The sequence below is a fragment of the Nonomuraea sp. NPDC049486 genome, from assembly GCF_040676925.1.
GTDB classification, from domain to species: Bacteria; Actinomycetota; Actinomycetes; order Streptosporangiales; family Streptosporangiaceae; genus Nonomuraea; species Nonomuraea ferruginea.
In genome coordinates this window covers 242,308-259,017 of the sequence record NZ_JBFAPV010000006.1, presented here as the reverse complement: position 1 = coordinate 259,017, position 16,710 = coordinate 242,308, and the positions used below count along the sequence as shown (strand labels likewise).

General features: G+C 71.4%; 18 protein-coding genes. 4 read left to right on the top strand and 14 right to left on the bottom strand.

What is annotated here, in order from left to right; all coding sequences use genetic code 11:
• Nucleotides 1-30 precede the first annotated feature (30 nt).
• The 4 genes from tatA to AB0K05_RS19990 all read right to left on the bottom strand — a co-directional run bounded on the left by tatA (nucleotide 31) and on the right by AB0K05_RS19990 (nucleotide 2,507).
• On the bottom strand, nucleotides 31-351 hold the full coding sequence (gene tatA / locus AB0K05_RS20005; RefSeq protein ID WP_364230718.1) for a Sec-independent protein translocase subunit TatA: 321 nt from the start codon (nucleotides 349-351) through the stop codon (nucleotides 31-33).
• Between the two features lie 67 nt (nucleotides 352-418).
• On the bottom strand, nucleotides 419-574 hold the full coding sequence (locus AB0K05_RS20000; RefSeq protein WP_187281141.1) for a hypothetical protein: 156 nt from the start codon (nucleotides 572-574) through the stop codon (nucleotides 419-421).
• Nucleotides 571-1,536, bottom strand: a complete 966-nt coding sequence (locus AB0K05_RS19995; protein WP_364230716.1) for a WYL domain-containing protein — start codon at nucleotides 1,534-1,536, stop codon at nucleotides 571-573. The genes AB0K05_RS20000 and AB0K05_RS19995 overlap by 4 nt, the downstream gene beginning before the upstream one ends.
• A complete protein-coding gene (locus tag AB0K05_RS19990; protein WP_148031431.1) occupies nucleotides 1,533-2,507 on the bottom strand; it encodes a WYL domain-containing protein in 975 nt (324 codons plus the stop codon). Before AB0K05_RS19990 ends, AB0K05_RS19995 begins: the two co-directional genes overlap by 4 nt.
• Nucleotides 2,508-2,544: 37 nt before the next feature.
• On the opposite strand from AB0K05_RS19990, the gene AB0K05_RS19985 reads away from it, so the two are divergent.
• Nucleotides 2,545-3,645 (top strand): DUF3866 family protein, encoded by a 1,101-nt coding sequence (locus tag AB0K05_RS19985; protein WP_364230714.1) that lies wholly within the window; start codon nucleotides 2,545-2,547, stop codon nucleotides 3,643-3,645.
• Here the strand turns inward: AB0K05_RS19985 and AB0K05_RS19980 are convergent.
• From AB0K05_RS19980 to prcB, 8 genes are all read right to left on the bottom strand, one after another.
• Nucleotides 3,591-4,070 carry a DUF3291 domain-containing protein gene (locus tag AB0K05_RS19980; protein ID WP_219545718.1) on the bottom strand — a complete coding sequence of 160 codons (480 nt, stop codon included), beginning with the start codon at nucleotides 4,068-4,070 and terminating at the stop codon, nucleotides 3,591-3,593. The genes AB0K05_RS19985 and AB0K05_RS19980 overlap by 55 nt on opposite strands.
• Before the next feature lie 33 nt (nucleotides 4,071-4,103).
• The gene (locus AB0K05_RS19975; protein WP_219545719.1) at nucleotides 4,104-4,748 is read right to left on the bottom strand and encodes a helix-turn-helix domain-containing protein; all 645 of its coding nucleotides are present in this window, start codon (nucleotides 4,746-4,748) and stop codon (nucleotides 4,104-4,106) included.
• Between the two features lie 186 nt (nucleotides 4,749-4,934).
• Entirely contained in the window at nucleotides 4,935-6,149 is a 1,215-nt protein-coding gene (locus AB0K05_RS19970; protein ID WP_364230711.1) for an FKBP-type peptidyl-prolyl cis-trans isomerase, read from the bottom strand.
• A gap of 516 nt (nucleotides 6,150-6,665) precedes the next feature.
• Nucleotides 6,666-7,595 carry an FKBP-type peptidyl-prolyl cis-trans isomerase gene (locus AB0K05_RS19965; RefSeq protein ID WP_148031427.1) on the bottom strand — a complete coding sequence of 310 codons (930 nt, stop codon included), beginning with the start codon at nucleotides 7,593-7,595 and terminating at the stop codon, nucleotides 6,666-6,668.
• A 79-nt stretch (nucleotides 7,596-7,674) separates the two neighbouring features.
• The gene (pafA, locus tag AB0K05_RS19960; RefSeq protein ID WP_148031426.1) at nucleotides 7,675-9,033 is read right to left on the bottom strand and encodes a Pup--protein ligase; all 1,359 of its coding nucleotides are present in this window, start codon (nucleotides 9,031-9,033) and stop codon (nucleotides 7,675-7,677) included.
• Nucleotides 9,034-9,095: 62 nt separating this feature from the next.
• A complete protein-coding gene (locus AB0K05_RS19955; protein ID WP_364230708.1) occupies nucleotides 9,096-9,617 on the bottom strand; it encodes a hypothetical protein in 522 nt (173 codons plus the stop codon).
• Between the two features lie 88 nt (nucleotides 9,618-9,705).
• Nucleotides 9,706-10,485, bottom strand: coding sequence for a proteasome subunit alpha (prcA, locus tag AB0K05_RS19950; RefSeq protein ID WP_187281424.1), 780 nt, complete (start codon nucleotides 10,483-10,485; stop codon nucleotides 9,706-9,708).
• Between the two features lie 21 nt (nucleotides 10,486-10,506).
• A complete protein-coding gene (gene prcB / locus AB0K05_RS19945; RefSeq protein ID WP_364230944.1) occupies nucleotides 10,507-11,253 on the bottom strand; it encodes a proteasome subunit beta in 747 nt (248 codons plus the stop codon).
• Between the two features lie 270 nt (nucleotides 11,254-11,523).
• Here prcB and AB0K05_RS19940 point away from each other — a divergent pair, with 270 nt between their 5' ends.
• Together AB0K05_RS19940 and AB0K05_RS19935 are read left to right on the top strand one after the other, a co-directional pair.
• Nucleotides 11,524-12,888, top strand: coding sequence for an extracellular solute-binding protein (locus tag AB0K05_RS19940; RefSeq protein ID WP_271278157.1), 1,365 nt, complete (start codon nucleotides 11,524-11,526; stop codon nucleotides 12,886-12,888).
• An 18-nt stretch (nucleotides 12,889-12,906) separates the two neighbouring features.
• On the top strand, nucleotides 12,907-13,959 hold the full coding sequence (locus tag AB0K05_RS19935) for a DNA polymerase IV (protein WP_364230705.1): 1,053 nt from the start codon (nucleotides 12,907-12,909) through the stop codon (nucleotides 13,957-13,959).
• A gap of 389 nt (nucleotides 13,960-14,348) precedes the next feature.
• Here AB0K05_RS19935 and AB0K05_RS19930 read toward each other — a convergent pair whose 3' ends face one another.
• Nucleotides 14,349-14,558, bottom strand: coding sequence for a ubiquitin-like protein Pup (locus AB0K05_RS19930; RefSeq protein WP_148031422.1), 210 nt, complete (start codon nucleotides 14,556-14,558; stop codon nucleotides 14,349-14,351).
• Between the two features lie 152 nt (nucleotides 14,559-14,710).
• Here AB0K05_RS19930 and AB0K05_RS19925 point away from each other — a divergent pair, with 152 nt between their 5' ends.
• Entirely contained in the window at nucleotides 14,711-15,115 is a 405-nt protein-coding gene (locus AB0K05_RS19925) for a hypothetical protein (RefSeq protein ID WP_148031421.1), read from the top strand.
• Nucleotides 15,116-15,127: 12 nt separating this feature from the next.
• On the opposite strand, the gene dop is transcribed toward AB0K05_RS19925, so the two are convergent.
• Complete coding sequence (gene dop / locus AB0K05_RS19920; RefSeq protein ID WP_148031420.1) at nucleotides 15,128-16,642, bottom strand: depupylase/deamidase Dop; 1,515 nt, start codon at nucleotides 16,640-16,642, stop codon at nucleotides 15,128-15,130.
• Between the last annotated feature and the right edge of the window lie 68 nt (nucleotides 16,643-16,710).

Genomic DNA, 16,710 nt, shown 5'->3' with positions numbered 1-16,710 from the left:
CGATGAGTCCTCGGGACGAGGTGGACGAGGTCAGGAACGCTTCTCGGTCTGGGCCGCGGCACGCAGCCGCGCGGCCTGCTCCTCCAGCTGGCGCGCCTGCTCCTCGGCCGACAGCTCCACCACGGGCGTGGCCTGGAGCTGCGGCGGGGGCGCCGACTGGGACTGGGGCTGTGGCTGGGGCTGGGCCTGCACCACGGTGGGCTTCTCGTCATCGGTCAGCCCGCTGGTCTCCGCCTTGAAGATGCGCAGGGACCGGCCGACGCCACGGGCGAGATCCGGCAGCTTCTTGGCTCCGAAGAGCAGGACCAAGGCCACCAGGATCAGAATGATCTCCGGAGCTCCCAGGCTCATGTGACCCCCTTCATGATGAGAGCGAGGTGCGGTTTCCCCCCGATCGTACGCTGCCGGAGCCTCTGCCTCATCCCCTGGCGTCCTCTTTGCGATCGAATTGATGGTGAACATGGACAATTGCCCTGTTCAGCTTGGACGCGGCGGCGCCGACCCGGACGGCCGCGACCGCCAGGACGGCCAGCCCGGCCACACCGAGCCCGATCGACACCAGGATCCACGTCATGGCCGGTGAGCGTACAGCCCCAGCGCCTGCTCGGCCTCCTCCCGCACCCGCTCGGCCGTCCCGGGCGGCGAGACGACCCGGCCGGTGTCGCCGAGCCGCAGCGCCAGCTTGAGAATCCAGTCGTCGTCGCGGGCCCGCAGCGCGATCCGCAGCCGCCCTTCGCCCAGCTCGGCGACCTGCTCGCACGGGTAGTACTCGGCGACCCACCGACCGGCGGCGGTCACCTCCAGCTCCACCAGCTCGTCGGTGGGCGACGGCCGGAACACCCCCTGGGCGACGTCGATCGGCTCGGCCTCGGCGGGCGGGTCGGCGGGCTCGTCGAGCACCTCGACGCCGAGCATCCGGTCGAGCCTGAACAGCCGCATCGCCTCGGCGCGGTAGCACCAGCACTCCAGGTAGGTGCGGCCGTCGGCGACGACGAGCCGCATCGGGTCGACCTCGCGCGGGGTGACCTCGTCGCGGCCCGGCACGTAGTAGCGCAGCGACAGCCGCCGTTTCCTGGTCAGCCCCTCGCGCACCCGGGGCAGCGCGTCGGGGGCGGCGTCGACGTCGACGGCGACCTGGCTGCTGACGGCGGCGGCGCCCTCGCCGGCGGCCCGCTCCAGCTTGGCGACGACCCGGGGCAGCGCGTCTCCCGGCAGCTCGGCCAGCTCAGGGGTGGCGGCGAGCATGCGCAGCGCCACCAGCAGCGCGCTGGCCTCGTCGATGCCGAGCCGCAGCGGCCTGGCGATGGTGTCGGCGTTGTCGATGAGGATCTCGCCGCCGTCCCAGGACACGTCGATGAGGTCGCCGGGGGTGTGGCCGGGCAGCCCGCACATCCACACCAGCTGCAGGTCGTCGATGAGCTGTTTCTCGGTCAGCCCGAACACCTCGGCCACCTCGCCGACCTGCGCGCCCGGATGGGACATCAGGTAGGGCACGAGGGCGAGCAGCCTCGGCAGCCGGTCGGCGGATCCGCTCACGCGAGCGCCCCCTTCAGTCGGCGGATGACGGCCTCGCGGGCGTCGGGCGGCCCGGCCACCTCGACGTCGGAGCCGAGGCTGGCCATCCATCCGGCCAGCCGTTCGGGGTCGGTGAAGGGCAGCTCGGCCTCGTCCCAGCCGTCGCCGCCCGGGGTGACGGCCCTGGCCAGCTGGCGCAGCCCCTCGCAGGCGCCCCGGCGGACGCGCACCACCGCGATCCGCTCCTGGGCGGGCTCGTCGGGGAAGGCCACCATGGCCCGCAGGTCGACGCCCTGCGGCACCTGGACGGCGCCGGCCTTGCCGGTGGTGGTCACCGGGCCGGTGATGCGGCTGAGCCGGAACGCGCGCGGCGCCTCGCGGCCCCGGTCGTAGCCGGCGAGGTACCACCGGCCGCGGCGGCTCACCACGCCCCATGGCTCGACGGTGCGGGTGTGCACGTTCTCGCTGCCGGCGCCGCGGTAGTCGAACCTGACCACCTTGCGGTCGCGCACCGCCTGCCACAGCGCGGGGAAGGCCGGGTCGCGGGTGTCGACGCGCAGCTCCAGCACCCCTCCCCCGATGCCGCCGCCGGGCCCGCCGCCGAGCGCGTCGTCGGTGTGGACGCCGCCCGCGCGCAGCTTCAGCAGCGCCCCCGAGGCCGCCTCGGCCAGGCTGGCCCGCTGCCACACCTGGGCGGCCAGGCCCAGCACGGCGGCCTCGTCGGGTTCGAGCGTGATCTCGGGCAGCTCGTACGACTGCCGCTCGATGCGGTAGCCGGGCTCGTCCTCCCAGGGATCGCGCACCACGTCGATGGGGATGCCGATCTCGCGCAGCTCGTTCTTGTCTCGCTCGAACATCCGCTGGAACGCCTCGTCGCTGTCGCGGTCGTAGCCGGGCACGGCGTGCCTGATCTGCTCGGCCGACAGCGGGCGCCGGGTGGCGAGCAGACAGATCACCAGATTCAGCAACCGCTCTGTCTTACGGCGCGACATCTGCTCACTCCTCCTTCAACGACGCTACCCTGCCCCCGTGATCAGATGGCGCAAGGGCGAGGTCGTACGGATCCGGCGCGAGTGGCCGGGAGCGATGGAACTGGATGTCGCCGTCCCCGGGGAGGACGGCCCGCCCGGCTCAGAGCCTGGCGCGCCGTGCCGGGCGCTGGCCTACCCGTCACTGGTGGGCCGCCCCGAACCCGGCGACGAGGTGCTGCTCAACACGACGGCACTCGCGATGGGTCTCGGTACGGGAGGTTACGCCATGGTGGTGGCCGTGCCGAACCGTTTGCCGGAAGATCCGCAGGGGCCCGGGCACCTGGTGAAGGCCCGCTACACGCCGTTGCAGGCCACGGTGCTGGGCGCGGACGAGCAGGACTCCCCGCACCACGAGGCGCTGCGCGAGGCGGACTCGGTCGACGGGATGCCGGTGGTGGTGGCCGACCTGCACTCGGCGCTGGCGCCGATCCTGTGCGGGCTGTACGCGGACGCGGGGTCGTCGGTACGGGTCGCGTACGTGATGCTCGACGGCGGGGCGCTGCCCGCGTGGTTCTCGATGTCGGCGGCGGCGCTGCGGGAGCAGGGCTGGCTGGCCGGGACGGTCACGGTGGGCCAGGCGTTCGGCGGCGACGTGGAGGCGGTCACCACCCACACGGGCCTGCTGGCGGCCCGCCACGTGCTGGGGGCGGACGTGGCGATCGTCGCGCAAGGGCCGGGCAACCTGGGCTCGGGCACCCGCTGGGGGTTCTCCGGGGTGTCGGCCGGCGAGGCGGTCAACGCCGCGTCGGTGCTGCTCGGGCGGCCGGTCGCGGCGCTGCGGGTGAGCGACGGCGACCGGCGCGAGCGCCACTACGGGATCTCCCACCACTCGCTGACCGCCTACGGCCGGGTGGCGCTGGCCCGCGCCAGGGTGCCGGTGCCGATCCTGCCGGGCGCGTTCGGCGAGCGGGTGCGCGACCAGGCCGAGCTGCTGGCCGTCCGCCACGAGCTGGTGCCGGTCGAGGTGGACGGTCTGCACGAGGCGCTGCGCGGCTCGCCGGTGCGGCTGTCGACGATGGGCCGGGGGCTGGAGGAGGACCTGCCCTACTTCCTGGCCTCGGCCGCGGCGGGCAGGCTGGCGGCCTCGCTGCTGGTGTAGGAGTCCTTGAACGTGAACGCCTCGGGGCCGGGGCCCTCGGTCCTGAGGCGTTCCAGCCGTGCCATCGCCTCGGCGAGCGTCGGGATGACGCCCTCGGGGACCCACCACATGACCATGTACGGCTCCGCCACCCGGTGGAACCACTCCCGGCGGCGGCGCAGCACCTCCAGGTGGCCGCTGCGGTAGACGTAGTTCCACAGCGAGTCGAGGTCCTCCCACACCGAGAAGTTGACCAGCAGGTGGTCGCCGTAGTCGTGCACCACGGTCGCGGTGGGGTCCGCCTCGCTCTCCTTCAGCCGCCACACGAACCCGGGGGCCTCGTCGGCGAGCGCGTTGATCGGTTCGAGCAGGGCGACGAAGTCGGCGAGTTCGGCCGAGTCGACGGGCCCGCGCAGGTGCGCGATGTTGAGCTCCGCAAGATGCATGACGCTCAGCGAACCACTTTCCGCACTTCTATGTCAATCTCCATTTGTTTTAGAAAGGGCGACGCAGCACTCCCCCGGCCGCGGATCCAGCCTGGCCCTCCCCGGGTCGTCGCCCAGCCCGTCGAGCAGGCCCTGGCACAGCGCCAGGTTCATGGAGCAGACGAGCAGCGGCTGCTCGTGCGACAGGACGTGGAACGGGCAGTTGCGCATGCGCAGGCCGCCGGCGTCGGCGTACGGCTCGTAGCCGCGCTCGCGCAGGACCTCCTCGACGGGCCGGCCGCCGCGGCTCCTGCCCAGCCGTTCACCGGCCAGGCGGGCCGCCCGCTCCGCCCGCTCCTCGGCGCCGAGCTCGTCGACCACTCCGGCGAGCACGGAGGCGAGGGTGACGTAGTCACGCGGCGGCAGGCTCACCGACCGCTCCCCCGCCGCCCTGCGGTAGACCTTCGCGGGCCGCCCGCTGCCCGGCCCTCCGCGCTCCGGCCGGCGAAAGCCGCTCTCCAGCAGCCCCGCCTCGACGAGCTTGTCGAGGTGGTGACCGGCGAGCGTGCGGGAGACGCCCGCGGCCTCCGCCGCCTCCTGCCTGCCCACCTCGCCGCCGCGACCGGCCACCGCCTCGTACAGACTGCGCCGTACGGGATCGTGCAGCAGGGCCAGGGCATCGAGGTCGTCGTCGCTCACAGCCCGGAGTCTAGGGCCGGTGCGCGGCTTCTCGCGGACCCGCTCCAGCTTGCGGGCCCGGCCGGACTTCAGGCCCCCTACTGCTCGCGCGGCCTCGGCGTCGTGGCGCAGCGCGGGCGAGGAGGACCAAGGCTCTGATCATGTACGCGTGAGAACCGGGTTCGCGGGCCGTGCCCCGGGTCGCCGTCAGTAAGCGGCGAGCACGTCCACCACGTACACGAGCGTCTCCTCCGGCCCGATCCCGAGTCCCCGGCGGCCGGTGGCGCCGTAGCCGTCGTCGGGCGGCACCACCATGGCCACCCGGCTCCCGGCGGGGACCCCGGTCAGCGCCCGGTTCCAGCCCCTGATCACGCTCCCGTCGCCGATCGTGAACGCCTCGGGACGGCCGCGTTCCCAGGTGGACGTCACGATCCGGCGGTCGCTCCAGGCCGCGGCCACGTACTGGACGACGAGCAGCCGCCCGGCCTCGACCGCGGGCCCGGTGCCGCGGCCCAGCACGGCGGCGGCGAACCCGCCCGGCGGCGCCACGTCCGGGATCGTCACCCCCGGCGCCGCCCCACCGCCTACGCTAACCCCGGCCACCGCCCCCGCGTCGGCCTCCACGGCGGCGTCCCCGGCATGCGCGCCCAGAATGTCGACCACATAGAACAGATCCACCCGCCCGCCGTCCCCCGGACGGTCCTCCACCGCCGCAGGGTCCACGCCGCCCTGACGGACGGCCGTGGCGGGGCCCTCCATGACGCTGGCGGCGGCGTGAGCCGCCGGCGGCGAACCGGCCCACTGACCCGCAGCCATCGGGCCGTTCCCGGGCGCGTGCTCCCCAGCCCGATGAGCCGCCTGTGCCGCCTCAGACAGGAAGGTGACGTCCTGCGCCGCCTCAGACAGGAAGGTGACCTCCTGTGCCGCCTCAGACAGGAAGGTGACGTCCTGTGGCCCGCAGGGCCTGACGTCTCGTAGCCCGCAAGGCCTGACGTCCTGTGGCCCGCGAGGCCTGACGTCCTGCGGGCCGCCGGGGCCTGCCGTGAAGGCGGGTCCGCCGGTCTCCGGGCGACCTTTCGTCCCGGTGATGGTGGGCCCAGGGGTTCCGTCCCGCAACGGGATGGCGGCGGTCACCCGGCTGCCTGCCCTGCGGCCGCGGAGGGCGGCGTCGAGGCCCGCCGGGAGCGCGCCCAGCGGGAGCGCGGCGGGCGTGCCGCGGTTGAACGTGGATTCGACGAGCCGGTTCTCCCGGCCGTCCCACAGGTGGGCGGTGTACTGGACGACGGCCACACCGCCCGGCTCCAGCGGCGCCCCGTGACCGGTGGCCGGCTCTCCCACGCGCGGTTCGGCGGGCGGCGGGCCGGTCGGGAAGGTGATCGTGGGCCGGGCTCCGAACGAGCCCGCGACCCGGGGCTCGGTCACTTCCGGTCCCGCCCCCGTACACGCGGCGAGCGCCACGAGCAGGAACGCGAGCGCGACAGCCCGGCCCCGCCGTCGCCGGTGACCCCGTGGAGGGCCCTCCTGCCGCCGTCGGGACTCCCGGGTCCCGGGCAGATCCCCGATCCTGGAGGATCCTCGCCCCCGCGGACCCGACCACCCGGAGGTCACCGCCGTGACCTCCTCGCGCACCGGAGACTCACCCGCGAGGCGTGCCCACGCTGGAGGCGGGATGGGCGGTGGACGAACCTCGTCATCGGGGCGCTCCGGTCGCCGGTGCGGGGACCGAGTGAGGGGTGGGCAACGGGATGACCTTCCTGCGCGGGCGTGCGCGCCTCCCGAAAGACACGCATGAGGGCTCGCACCGGGCACGAGCCCCGCGATGCTACCGCCCCGCCGGGTCACCCGTCAGCGGACGCGACGAAACGGGCAAGGCGTCCCCGGAAACCACACGACGGACGCGCCCCCGTACCGAAGGAGGCACGCCCGTCGTCAGGACGGTCAGTAGGCCGACAGGACGTCCACCACGAACACCAGCGTGCTGTTGGCCGGGATGCCCTGCTGCTCCTGGGCGCCGTAGCCGAGGTCCGGCGGGATGCTCATCACCACGCGGCTGCCGACCGGCACGCCCTCCAGGCCCTTCTGCCAGCCCTGGATGACCTGCGCCAGCGGGAACGAGGCCGGCTCGCCCCGGCCCCAGCTGGAGTCGAACTCCTTGTCGGTGCCCCAGATCTTGCCGGTGTAGTGGACGCTCAGCGTGGCCCCGGCCTTGACCGGCTCGCCCTCGCCCTTGATGAGGGTCTTGACGACAAGCTCCTTGGACGGCTTGTCCTTCGTCTTCGTGGTCAGCGTCGGCGCCTTGTCGCCGCCGGGGCTCTCCACCTTGACGCCCTTGAGGGTCTCGCCGGTCTCCTTGCCGGTGGCGGCCGCGAGCGGCTTCGGCGGCGTGCCGACCACGTCCATCACGAACACCTTCGTCGCCTCCGTGGACGGCGACTGCCCCGCCGCCGGGGTGACGAGGTCGTTGGCCATGACCGCCAGCAGCCGCCCGCCGTGCTTCATCTTCGTGAAACCGTCACGCAGCAGCTGCGGGAGCTGCTCGTTCACCGGCAGGGTCTCCGGCGTCTTGGTGTCGTACGTGGAACCCTGCGCGGCGTTGTCCTTGCCGTCCCAGTTCCAGACGGAAAGGTTGACGATGAGCTGGTCGCCCGCCTTGACCGCGGGGCCGTCGCCGGTCTCCAGGACCTTGTACGACGACGTGGTGGCGGGGTCGCCGGAGGGGAAGGTCACCGTAGGCTTGGCGCCCACCTCGCCGGTGACCTTCACCCCCGCGGACCCGTCTCCGGACGCGGTCGAGGCCGTATCGGAGCCGCACGCGGCGGCGAAGAAGAGCATAGGCACGGCGGCCAGAGCGGCCAGAGCGCGGCGCATGGATTTCCCTCGGGGAACGACGGTCAGATTCGCGTCACCCTACCCGAAGCCTGGTAGGCCCGAGGTAAACCGGCGCCGCTCACATGCCGGCGATCAGCTTGTCAACTCTCTCGTCCACGCTGCGGAACGGGTCCTTGCACAGCACGGTCCGCTGCGCCTGGTCGTTCAGCTTGAGGTGAACCCAGTCGACGGTGAAGTCGCGCCGCTTCTCCTGCGCCTTGCGGATGAACTCGCCGCGCAGCCGCGCCCTGGTCGTCTGCGGCGGCACCGACTTGGCCTCGAAGATCTTCAGGTCGGACGCCACCCGCTCCACCGAGCCGCGCTTCTGCAGCAGGTAGTAGAGGCCGCGCTTGCGGTGCACGTCGTGGTAGGCCAGGTCGAGCTGCGCCACCCGGGGCGACGACAGCGGCAGGTCGTACTTCTTGCGGTAGCGCTCGATCAGCTGGTATTTCGTCACCCAGTCGATCTCCCGCGACACCAGGTCGAGGTCGCCGGTCTCGACGGCGCGCAGCGTGCGCTCCCACAGCTCCAGCACGCGGTGCGCGATGGCGTCGCCGCCGCGCCGGTCGACGAAGTCCTGCGCCTTCGACAGGTATTCCTGCTGGATCTCCAGGCTGGACGCCTCGCGCCCGTTGGCCAGCCGCACCCGCCGCCGGCCGGTCATGTCGTGCGACACCTCCCGGATGGCCCTGATCGGGTTCTCCAGCGTCAGGTCGCGCATCACCGTGCCGGCCTCGATCATGCGCAGCACTAGGTCGGTCGCGCCGACCTTGAGCAGCATCGTGGTCTCGCTCATGTTCGAGTCGCCGACGATGACGTGCAGGCGGCGGAACCGCTCGGCGTCGGCGTGCGGCTCGTCGCGGGTGTTGATGATCGGCCGGGACCGGGTGGTGGCCGACGAGACGCCCTCCCAGATGTGCTCGGCCCGCTGCGAGACGCAGTAGACGGCGCCGCGCGGCGTCTGCAGCACTTTGCCGGCGCCGCAGATGATCTGGCGGGTCACCAGGAACGGGATGAGGACGTCGGCCAGCCGTCCGAACTCGCCGTGTCTGCCCACGAGGTAGTTCTCGTGGCAGCCGTAGGAGTTGCCCGCCGAGTCGGTGTTGTTCTTGAACAGATAGATGTCCCCGGCGATGCCTTCTTCGCGCAGCCGCTTCTCGGCGTCGACCAGAAGGCCCTCCAGGATCCGCTCACCCGCCTTGTCGTGGGTGACCAGCTCGATGACGTTGTCACACTCGGGGGTTGCGTATTCAGGATGGCTGCCTACGTCGAGGTAGAGGCGTGCGCCGTTGCGGAGGAAGACGTTGCTCGATCGGCCCCAGGACACGACCCGCCGGAACAGGTAGCGCGCGACCTCGTCGGGGGACAGCCTGCGCTGCCCCCTGAACGTGCAGGTCACGCCGTACTCGTTCTCCAGCCCGAAGATGCGACGATCCATCACCTCACACTATGCCCACGGATGGGGAAGCGGGAGAGATCTCCGCCTGGTGTTTTCCGGCGTCAGGGCGTGAAGATCTCCTGGACCTTCACGATCTGGCCATTGTGGACGGTGATGAGGGCCGGTCGCTCGCCTCGCTGGGCCCGCTTGATGAGGTCGGCGCGCGAGCAGCGCTTGCTGCCCAGACCGGTCCGGCGGTCGACGGTCAGGCCGGTCATCTTCTGGCCGCAGCCCAGCGCGGACAGGAAGACCACCTTCCGGGCGATGGGCGAGGCGTAGACGCGCACGTCGCCTTCCGGCGGGCCCACGAACCGGCCCTCGGTGACCTTGCCCTTCTTCCACCTGATGGGTTCGTACTCGGCCACGCCGCCGCTCACGTGGGTGATCCAGCCGCGCAGGATGCCGTTGTGGCGCGGCCGCGGCGACCTGGTGAAGTCGTGCTTCGGGTCGGCCTGGAAGGAAGTGCCGAAGATCTTGGGCGCTCTGTAGCGCGGGGCGGCGGCGGCCTCGGCCGCCGCGGAGGACGTCAGGAGGATGGCCGCGGCGGCGCCGCCGGCGAGCAGGCTGCGGATCGTCGTGTTCACGGACCATAGGATGACCGATCGCGCGCCGCGGTTCGACGCCCCCGGCGTGATCCACCTCACACCGGGGGTTGTCGTACGAAATCGGCCGCTACAGCGGGGACGAGCCGTCGTCGACCGGGCCGTCGGGGCCCGTCGGCGGCGGCTTCTCGTCGGACTCCGCCGCCGGAGGCTCTTCGGCAGGGGGCGGGGCCGACGCCAGCAGCCGGTCGAGCTGGGCGCCCGCCAGGCGCTTGAACTTGCGGTGCTCGCGGTTGCGGTCGAGCACCGCGACCTCCAGCTGCTCCACCGGCGGCCGCTCGCCGCCAGGCTCGGTCAGCGCCTTCAGCGCCACCTCCAGCGCGTCGGACAGCGACATCGACTCGCGGTAGTGCTCCTTGAGCCGGCCGAGCACCGCGTCGGCCTGGCCGCCCATCGCGGCGAAGCCGTGCTCGTCGAAGACCGAACCGTCGAACGTCAGCCGGTAGATCGCGTCGCCCTCGGGCCCGTCGCCCACCTCGGCGACCACGACCTCCACCTCCAGCGACTTGATCGACTCGGTGAAGATGCGGCCCAGGTTGGAGGCGTACAGGTTGGCCAGGCCGCGGCCGGTCACGTCGGAGCGGTCGTAGGAGTAGCCGTTGATGTCGGCGTAGCGGATGCCGCCCAGCCGCAGCTCCTCGAACTCGTTGTAGCGGCCGACGGCGGCGAACCCGATGCGGTCGTAGATCTCGCTGATCTTGTGGAGGGCGCGTGACGGGTTGGGCGCCACGAACAGGATGCCGTCGACGTACTGCAGCACGACCACGGAACGGCCCCGCGCGATGCCCTTGCGCGCGTAGTCCGCCTTGTCCCGCATGATCTGCTCAGGGGACGCATATCCGAAAGGCATGGACACGACTGAGGGTCCTTTCTAGCGCAGCGGGGCGATGGGGCCGTCGGGGGAGATCAGGCGCTCGTCGAGCATCTGCCGCACGTAGCCGGACACCTGCTCATCGGTCAGCCGGCGGAAACCGTCGGCGTCGATCAGCGACACGATCGGGAAGATCTTCCGCGTCATGTCGGGCCCGCCGGTCGCCGAGTCGTCGTCGGCGGCGTCGTACAGGGCCTGGATGAGCACCATCGTGATGTCGTCGGCCGACGCCCCCTCGCGGTAGAGCTTCTTGAGCGCGCCGCGCGCGAAGATCGAACCGGAGCCGATCGCGTCGAACCGCTCCCGCTCGTAAGGACCGCCCGCCACGTCGTAACTGAAGATCCGCCCCTCGTCGCGGTCGGGGTCGTAGGCGGCGAACAGCGGCACCACCACCAGCCCCTGCATCGCCATCGCCAGGTTGCCGCGGATCATCGTGGCCAGCCTGTTGGCCTTGCCCTTCACCGACATCGTGCGGCCTTCGAGCTTCTCGTAGTGCTCCAGCTCCACGCGGTAGAGCCGGGCCATCTCGATGCCGGTCGAGGCCGTGCCGGCGATGCCCATGCACGAGTAGTCGTCGGTCCGGAAGACCTTCTCCACGTCGCGCTGGGAAATGATGTTGCCGGACGTGGCGCGCCGGTCGCCGGCCATTATCACCCCGCCGGCGAACGTCGCCGCCACGATCGTGGTCGCGTGCGGAACCTGGTCGCCGATCGGCGTAGCCAGCACCTCGTCTCTGCGGGGCAGCAACTCCGGCGCGTACGCGCTCACGAAATCGGTGAACGAGGAACTTCCGGTGTTCTGGAAAAGCTGGCTCACCAAGCCGGTGGGCAGATCCCTCTTCGCCACGCGACTCCCTCCCAACATTCAGTGTTCCTGTGCCGACCCTACTGTTGTTGCGTCGCTGTCTGCACTTCCCACGATCAGCTCAGGGCGAACCGTTCATCAGATCGTTTCTTTACGCCCCGCATCGCCCGTGCGATTGTCGGTATGTCCGCACGTCCTGAACAGGAGGACGCCATGCGCATGCCCCGCCTGCCCGTGCTCATCGCCGTCGCCGGCCTGGCGCTCGCCTCCTGCGGCACCGGCGCCCCCGCCGAGGGCGGCACCGTCACCCTCACCATCGCCGCCAACTCGATCTCCGGCGGCAAGAACTCGGAATCCGCCGACTGGATCAAGAACTGGGTCATCCCCGAGTTCGAGAAGACCCACCAGAACGTCAAGGTGCTCTTCCAGCCCAGCGGCGTCGACGACGAGCAGTACAAGACGAAGCTCGCCCTGGACCTCAAGTCCGGCGCCGGGGCGGACGTCATCGACGTCGACGGCATCTGGGTCGGCGAGTTCGCCCAGGCCGGCTACATCAAGCCGCTCGCCGAGGTCGGCGGGGCCGCGGTCGACTCCTGGGAGGGCTGGTCCCAGATCCCGCAGGCGGTGCAGGGGCTGGGCATCTTCGACGGCAAGAAGTACGGGCTGCCGCAGGGCACCGACGGCCGCGTCCTGTTCTACAACAAGACCTTGTTCGGCAAGGCCGGCCTGCCCGCCGACTGGCAGCCGGCGAGCTGGCAGGACATCATCGACGCCGGCGAGAAGCTGAAGGCGGCGGGCGTGCCCACGCCCATCCAGATCAACGCCGGCACCGCCATGGGCGAGGCCACCACCATGCAGGGCGTCCTCCCCCTGCTCGCCGGCGCGGGCGCGGAGATCTACAGCCAGGGCAAGTGGACCGGCGCCTCCCAGGCGATGAAGGACGTGCTCGGCTTCTACGAGCGGATCTACGGCGGCAGCGGCCTCGGCGACCCCAAGCTGCAGCAGGAGGCCAAGGGCCGCGACAAGTCCTTCACCCAGTTCGCCGACGGCAAGATCGCCATCCTGCTCGAAGGCGACTACTTCTGGCGTTCCGTCATCGAGCCCAACGCAGGCGTAGCCCCCATGAAGGACCGCGACCAGGTCGTCGGCTACGCGAGGATCCCCGCCAAGGAGCCCGGCGCCGGCATCCGCGGCCAGGACCACGCCAGCATGTCGGGCGGCGCCGTCCGCGTGCTCAACCCCCGCTCCGCCGACCCGCGGCTCGCCTGGGAACTGCTCGCGTTCATGCACTCCGCGGCCGCCACCGAGTCGCAGCTCGCCGGCCAGGTGCGCATCAGCTCCCGCACCGACGTCAACGACGAGGTGCTCGCCGGGGACCCGATGCTCGGGTACATCGCCGACGAGGTGCTGCCCATCACCGCCTACCGGCCCGGCCTCGCCGTCTACCCGCAGGTGTCGGTCGCGCTGCAGGAGGCCACCGCCGACATCGTCTCCGGCCGGAGCGCCGACGAGGCCGCCGCCGCCTACCAGGCGAAACTGGAAGAACTCGCCGGGGGCGCCGCCAACGTCAGCGGCTGACCCGCCGATACTGGACCCATGAGGAACTGGGTCCTGCACGTCGACCTCGACCAGTTCATCGCCGCCGTCGAGCTGCTGCGCCACCCCGAGCTGCGCGGCCGGCCCGTGGTCGTGGGCGGCGACGGCGACCCCACCCGGCCCCGCACGGTCGCCGCGACCGCCACCTACGAGGCCCGCGCCCGCGGAGTCCACTCCGGCACGCCCCTGCGCACCGCGCTGCGCCGCTGCCCCGACGCCGTCTTCCTGCCCAGCGACCCGCCCGCCTACGAGGCCGCCTCCGCCCGCGTCATGGCCGTCCTGCGCGACTTCCCCGCCGACGTCGAGGTCTGGGGCTGGGACGAGGCCTTCCTAGGCGTCCGCACCGACGACCCGGAAGCCCTCGCCCGCGACATCCAGCGAGCCGTACGCGAACGCACCGAGCTTTCGTGCTCCGTCGGCATCGGCGACAACAAGCACCAGGCCAAACTCGCCTCCGGCTTCGCCAAACCCGCCGGAGTGCACCGCCTCACCGGCGACACCTGGGCCGAGCAGATGAACCACCGGCCCACGGACGCCCTGTGGGGCATCGGCGCCAAGACCGCCGGGAAACTCGCCGAGCTCGGCCTGCGCACCGTCGCCGAGCTGGCCGCCGCCGATCCCGCGGGCCTCGCCGGCCGCTTCGGCCCCACCAACGGCCCCTGGCTGCGCTATCTCGCCCTCGGCAAGGGCGAGGCCGAGGTCGTCACCACGCCGTGGATCCCGCGTGGCCACAGCCGCGAGACCACCTATCGGGAGGACCTCACCGACCCCGCCGAGATCGCCGCCCAGGTCTCCGGACTCGCCCGCCAGGTCACCGCCGACGCCGCCGGAGCGGGCCGCGCCATCATCCGCGTCACCGTCAAGGTCCGTTTCGCCCCGTTCCTCACCCGGACCCGCCAGACGACGCTCCCCTCCCCCACCACGGACCCCGGGACCGTCACCGGCGCCGCCCTCGACGCCCTCGCCCGCTTCGACCTGAGCCGCCCCGTACGCCTCCTCGGCGTGGGCGCCGCCTACCAGATGCCCGCCCGGACCCGCACCGCGTCCCCGTAGAACGCCGGCCTCGCCGTCTCCTGAGCCGGGGCCGGACCCGGCACCCCGACTGCCCCGGACCCGGCCCGTCCGGTGGCAGTGGTCGACGGCGGAGCGTGCGCTCGGGTTGCCGTAGCGGTGTTTCAGCAGGTGGTCGTGCCGGCTGTCATGATCCTTGATCTCGCGCATCGCTTCGGTAGGGCGAGGCGGGCAGCAGACCCTCTGCGCTCGCGACAGCTCTGGGTGGACCGTTTCCGGAAGCAGACTTTGGGGTGGCGCGCCCGCCCGTCGGGCACGCGCTTGTTCAGCCCGACTGCGGAGAGGCCAGGGGCCTCTCCGCAGTCGGAGCAGCGCTTACATCCTTCCGGTGGTTCCACCCGTTCGCACTCCTTGTCGATGTCCGCCTGGGCCTACTCTCCGCCCTTCTGGACGTAGCTCCGCACGAATTCCTCCGCGTTCTCTTCGAGGACCTCGTCGATCTCGTCCAGAATCGCGTCGACGTCGTCCGTGAGCTTCTCCTGGCGCTCCTGGACGTCCGGCGCCGCGGAGGCCTCGGTCTCCTCGACCTCGGACTCGCGCCGGCCGGTCTGCTTCTGCCCGCCGGTGTCCTTCGTAGCCATGCCCTACCTCCATGTGCGGGGGACTGCCTCTCAGTCCATATCTTCCCCGAACGGCCCGACATTTCGCGCCGATCGTCCCCTGACCTTACCCGCTTGACTGGATAGCGCTGCTATCCAATACTGGGACCCCCGATGACACAGGAGGTTCTGAGATGTCCCCCGCTTCACTCAGCACGGCAGGCGTGCTGCTCATCACGGTGCCGACCATCGCCTTCGGCGGTGTGACGCTGCTGCGGTTCCTGATGCGGAACGTTCCCGGCTATCTCGACAACCCGGTGCGGCGCGGTCTGTGGCGGGCCGGGCACGCGCATGCGGGCGTGCTGGTGCTCTTCAGCCTGGTGGCGATGCTGTACGTGGACCAGGCGGCGCTGTCGGACCCGGTGAAGGGGCTGGTGCGCCTGGCGATCGTGGCGGCGCCGATCCTGATGCCGCTGGGGTTCTTCCTGTCGGTGGTGCGGCCCGGCGACACCAAGCCGAACAAGCTGATCTACCTGACGTTCCTGGGCGGCGCGTCGCTCGCGGCGGGGACGCTGACGCTGGGCGTCGGGCTGGTGTAGCCCGACGCCCCGCTACTCACCGCCGGTGAGGGCGGCGACGAGGTCGGCCGCGGTGCGGCAGCGGTCGAAGAGCTCTCCGACGTGGGCCTTGGTGCCGCGCAGGGGCTCCAAGGTGGGAACGCGCTGGAGGGACTCCCTGCCCGGGATGTCGAAGATGACGGAGTCCCAGGAGGCGGCGGCGACGGCCTCGCTGTACTGCCGCAGGCAGCGGCCGCGGAAGTAGGCGCGGGTGTCGCTGGGCGGATGCTCGACGGCCCGCTGGACCTCGTCCTCGGTGATCAGCCGTTGGATGCGGCCGCGGGCGACGAGCCGGTTGTAGAGGCCCCGGTCGGGCCGGATGTCGGAGTATTGCAGGTCGACGAGCTGGAGCCGGGGGTGCGACCAGGCCAGGCCGTCGCGGCTGCGGTAGCCCTCGAGGAGCTCGAGTTTGGCGACCCAGTCGAGCTCCCTGGACAGCTGCATGGGGTCTTCGGCGAGGCGGGTGAGCACGGACTCCCAGCGGTCGAGGATGTCCTTGTTCATCTCGTCCTGCGCGGTCTCGCGTTCCTCGACGTACTTGCGCGCCTGTTCGAGGTACTCCATCTGCAGTTGGACGGCGGTGAGCTTGCGGCCGTCGCGCATGGCGATCTCGTAGCGGCAGGACGGGTCGTGGGAGACGGCGCGCAGGGCCTGGACGGGGTTCTCGACGGTGAGGTCGCGGGTGAGGAAGCCGTCTTCGATCATGGCGAGGACGAGCGCGGTCGAGCCCAGCTTCAGGTAAGTGGAAATCTCCGACATGTTGGCGTCGCCGATGATGACGTGCAGCCGCCGGTACTTCTCCGGGTCGGCGTGCGGCTCGTCGCGCGTGTTGATGATCGGCCGCTTGAGCGTGGTCTCCAGGCCCACCTCGACCTCGAAGAAGTCGGCCCGCTGGCTGATCTGGAAGCCTTCGCCGCGTGAGTCCTGGCCGATGCCGACCTTGCCGGCGCCGACCACGACCTGACGGGAGACGAAGAACGGGGTCAGGTGGCGGACGATGTCGGCGAACGGCGTCGCCCGCCGCATGAGGTAGTTCTCATGGCAGCCGTAGCTGGCGCCCTTGGCGTCGGTGTTGTTCTTGTAGAGCTGGATGGGGGCGTTGGAGGGGATGGCGCCGGCCCGCTGCGCGGCGTCGTACATGACGCGTTCGCCGGCCTTGTCCCAGATGACGGCGGCGCGTGGGTTGGTGCACTCCGGCGTCGAGTATTCAGGGTGCGCGTGGTCGACGTAGAGCCTGGCCCCGTTGGTGAGGATGACGTTGGCGAGGCCGAGGTCCTCGTCGGTCAGCTGGCTGGGGTCGGCGACCTCTCTGGCGAGGTCGAACCCTCTGGCGTCGCGCAGCGGGTTCTCCTCCTCGAAGTCCCACCGCGCCCTGCGCGCCTTGGCCGCGGAGGCGGCCAGGTACGCGTTGACCACCTGCGAGGAGGTCACCATCGCGTTGGCGCCTGGCTGACCGGGTACGGAGATGCCGTACTCGGTCTCGATGCCCATCACCCGACGCACCGTCATGCGCACCCTCTGTTCGTCCGGATCTGTCTATCCGCCGTTTATATGCCCGAGCCTATGCCCTTCACAGT

What these genes read in the sequence shown, in the direction of transcription:
- tatA (WP_364230718.1), bottom strand. Translation starts at nt 351, where the DNA reads ATGAGCCTGGGAGCTCCGGAGATCATTCTGATCCTGGTGGCCTTGGTC.
- AB0K05_RS20000 (WP_187281141.1), bottom strand. Translation starts at nt 574, where the DNA reads ATGACGTGGATCCTGGTGTCGATCGGGCTCGGTGTGGCCGGGCTGGCC.
- AB0K05_RS19990 (WP_148031431.1), bottom strand. Translation starts at nt 2,507, where the DNA reads ATGTCGCGCCGTAAGACAGAGCGGTTGCTGAATCTGGTGATCTGTCTG.
- AB0K05_RS19980 (WP_219545718.1), bottom strand. Translation starts at nt 4,070, where the DNA reads ATGCATCTTGCGGAGCTCAACATCGCGCACCTGCGCGGGCCCGTCGAC.
- AB0K05_RS19965 (WP_148031427.1), bottom strand. Translation starts at nt 7,595, where the DNA reads ATGCGCCGCGCTCTGGCCGCTCTGGCCGCCGTGCCTATGCTCTTCTTC.
- pafA (WP_148031426.1), bottom strand. Translation starts at nt 9,033, where the DNA reads ATGGATCGTCGCATCTTCGGGCTGGAGAACGAGTACGGCGTGACCTGC.
- prcA (WP_187281424.1), bottom strand. Translation starts at nt 10,485, where the DNA reads ATGCCTTTCGGATATGCGTCCCCTGAGCAGATCATGCGGGACAAGGCG.
- AB0K05_RS19940 (WP_271278157.1), top strand. Translation starts at nt 11,524, where the DNA reads ATGCGCATGCCCCGCCTGCCCGTGCTCATCGCCGTCGCCGGCCTGGCG.
- AB0K05_RS19935 (WP_364230705.1), top strand. Translation starts at nt 12,907, where the DNA reads ATGAGGAACTGGGTCCTGCACGTCGACCTCGACCAGTTCATCGCCGCC.
- AB0K05_RS19930 (WP_148031422.1), bottom strand. Translation starts at nt 14,558, where the DNA reads ATGGCTACGAAGGACACCGGCGGGCAGAAGCAGACCGGCCGGCGCGAG.
- AB0K05_RS19925 (WP_148031421.1), top strand. Translation starts at nt 14,711, where the DNA reads ATGTCCCCCGCTTCACTCAGCACGGCAGGCGTGCTGCTCATCACGGTG.
- dop (WP_148031420.1), bottom strand. Translation starts at nt 16,642, where the DNA reads ATGACGGTGCGTCGGGTGATGGGCATCGAGACCGAGTACGGCATCTCC.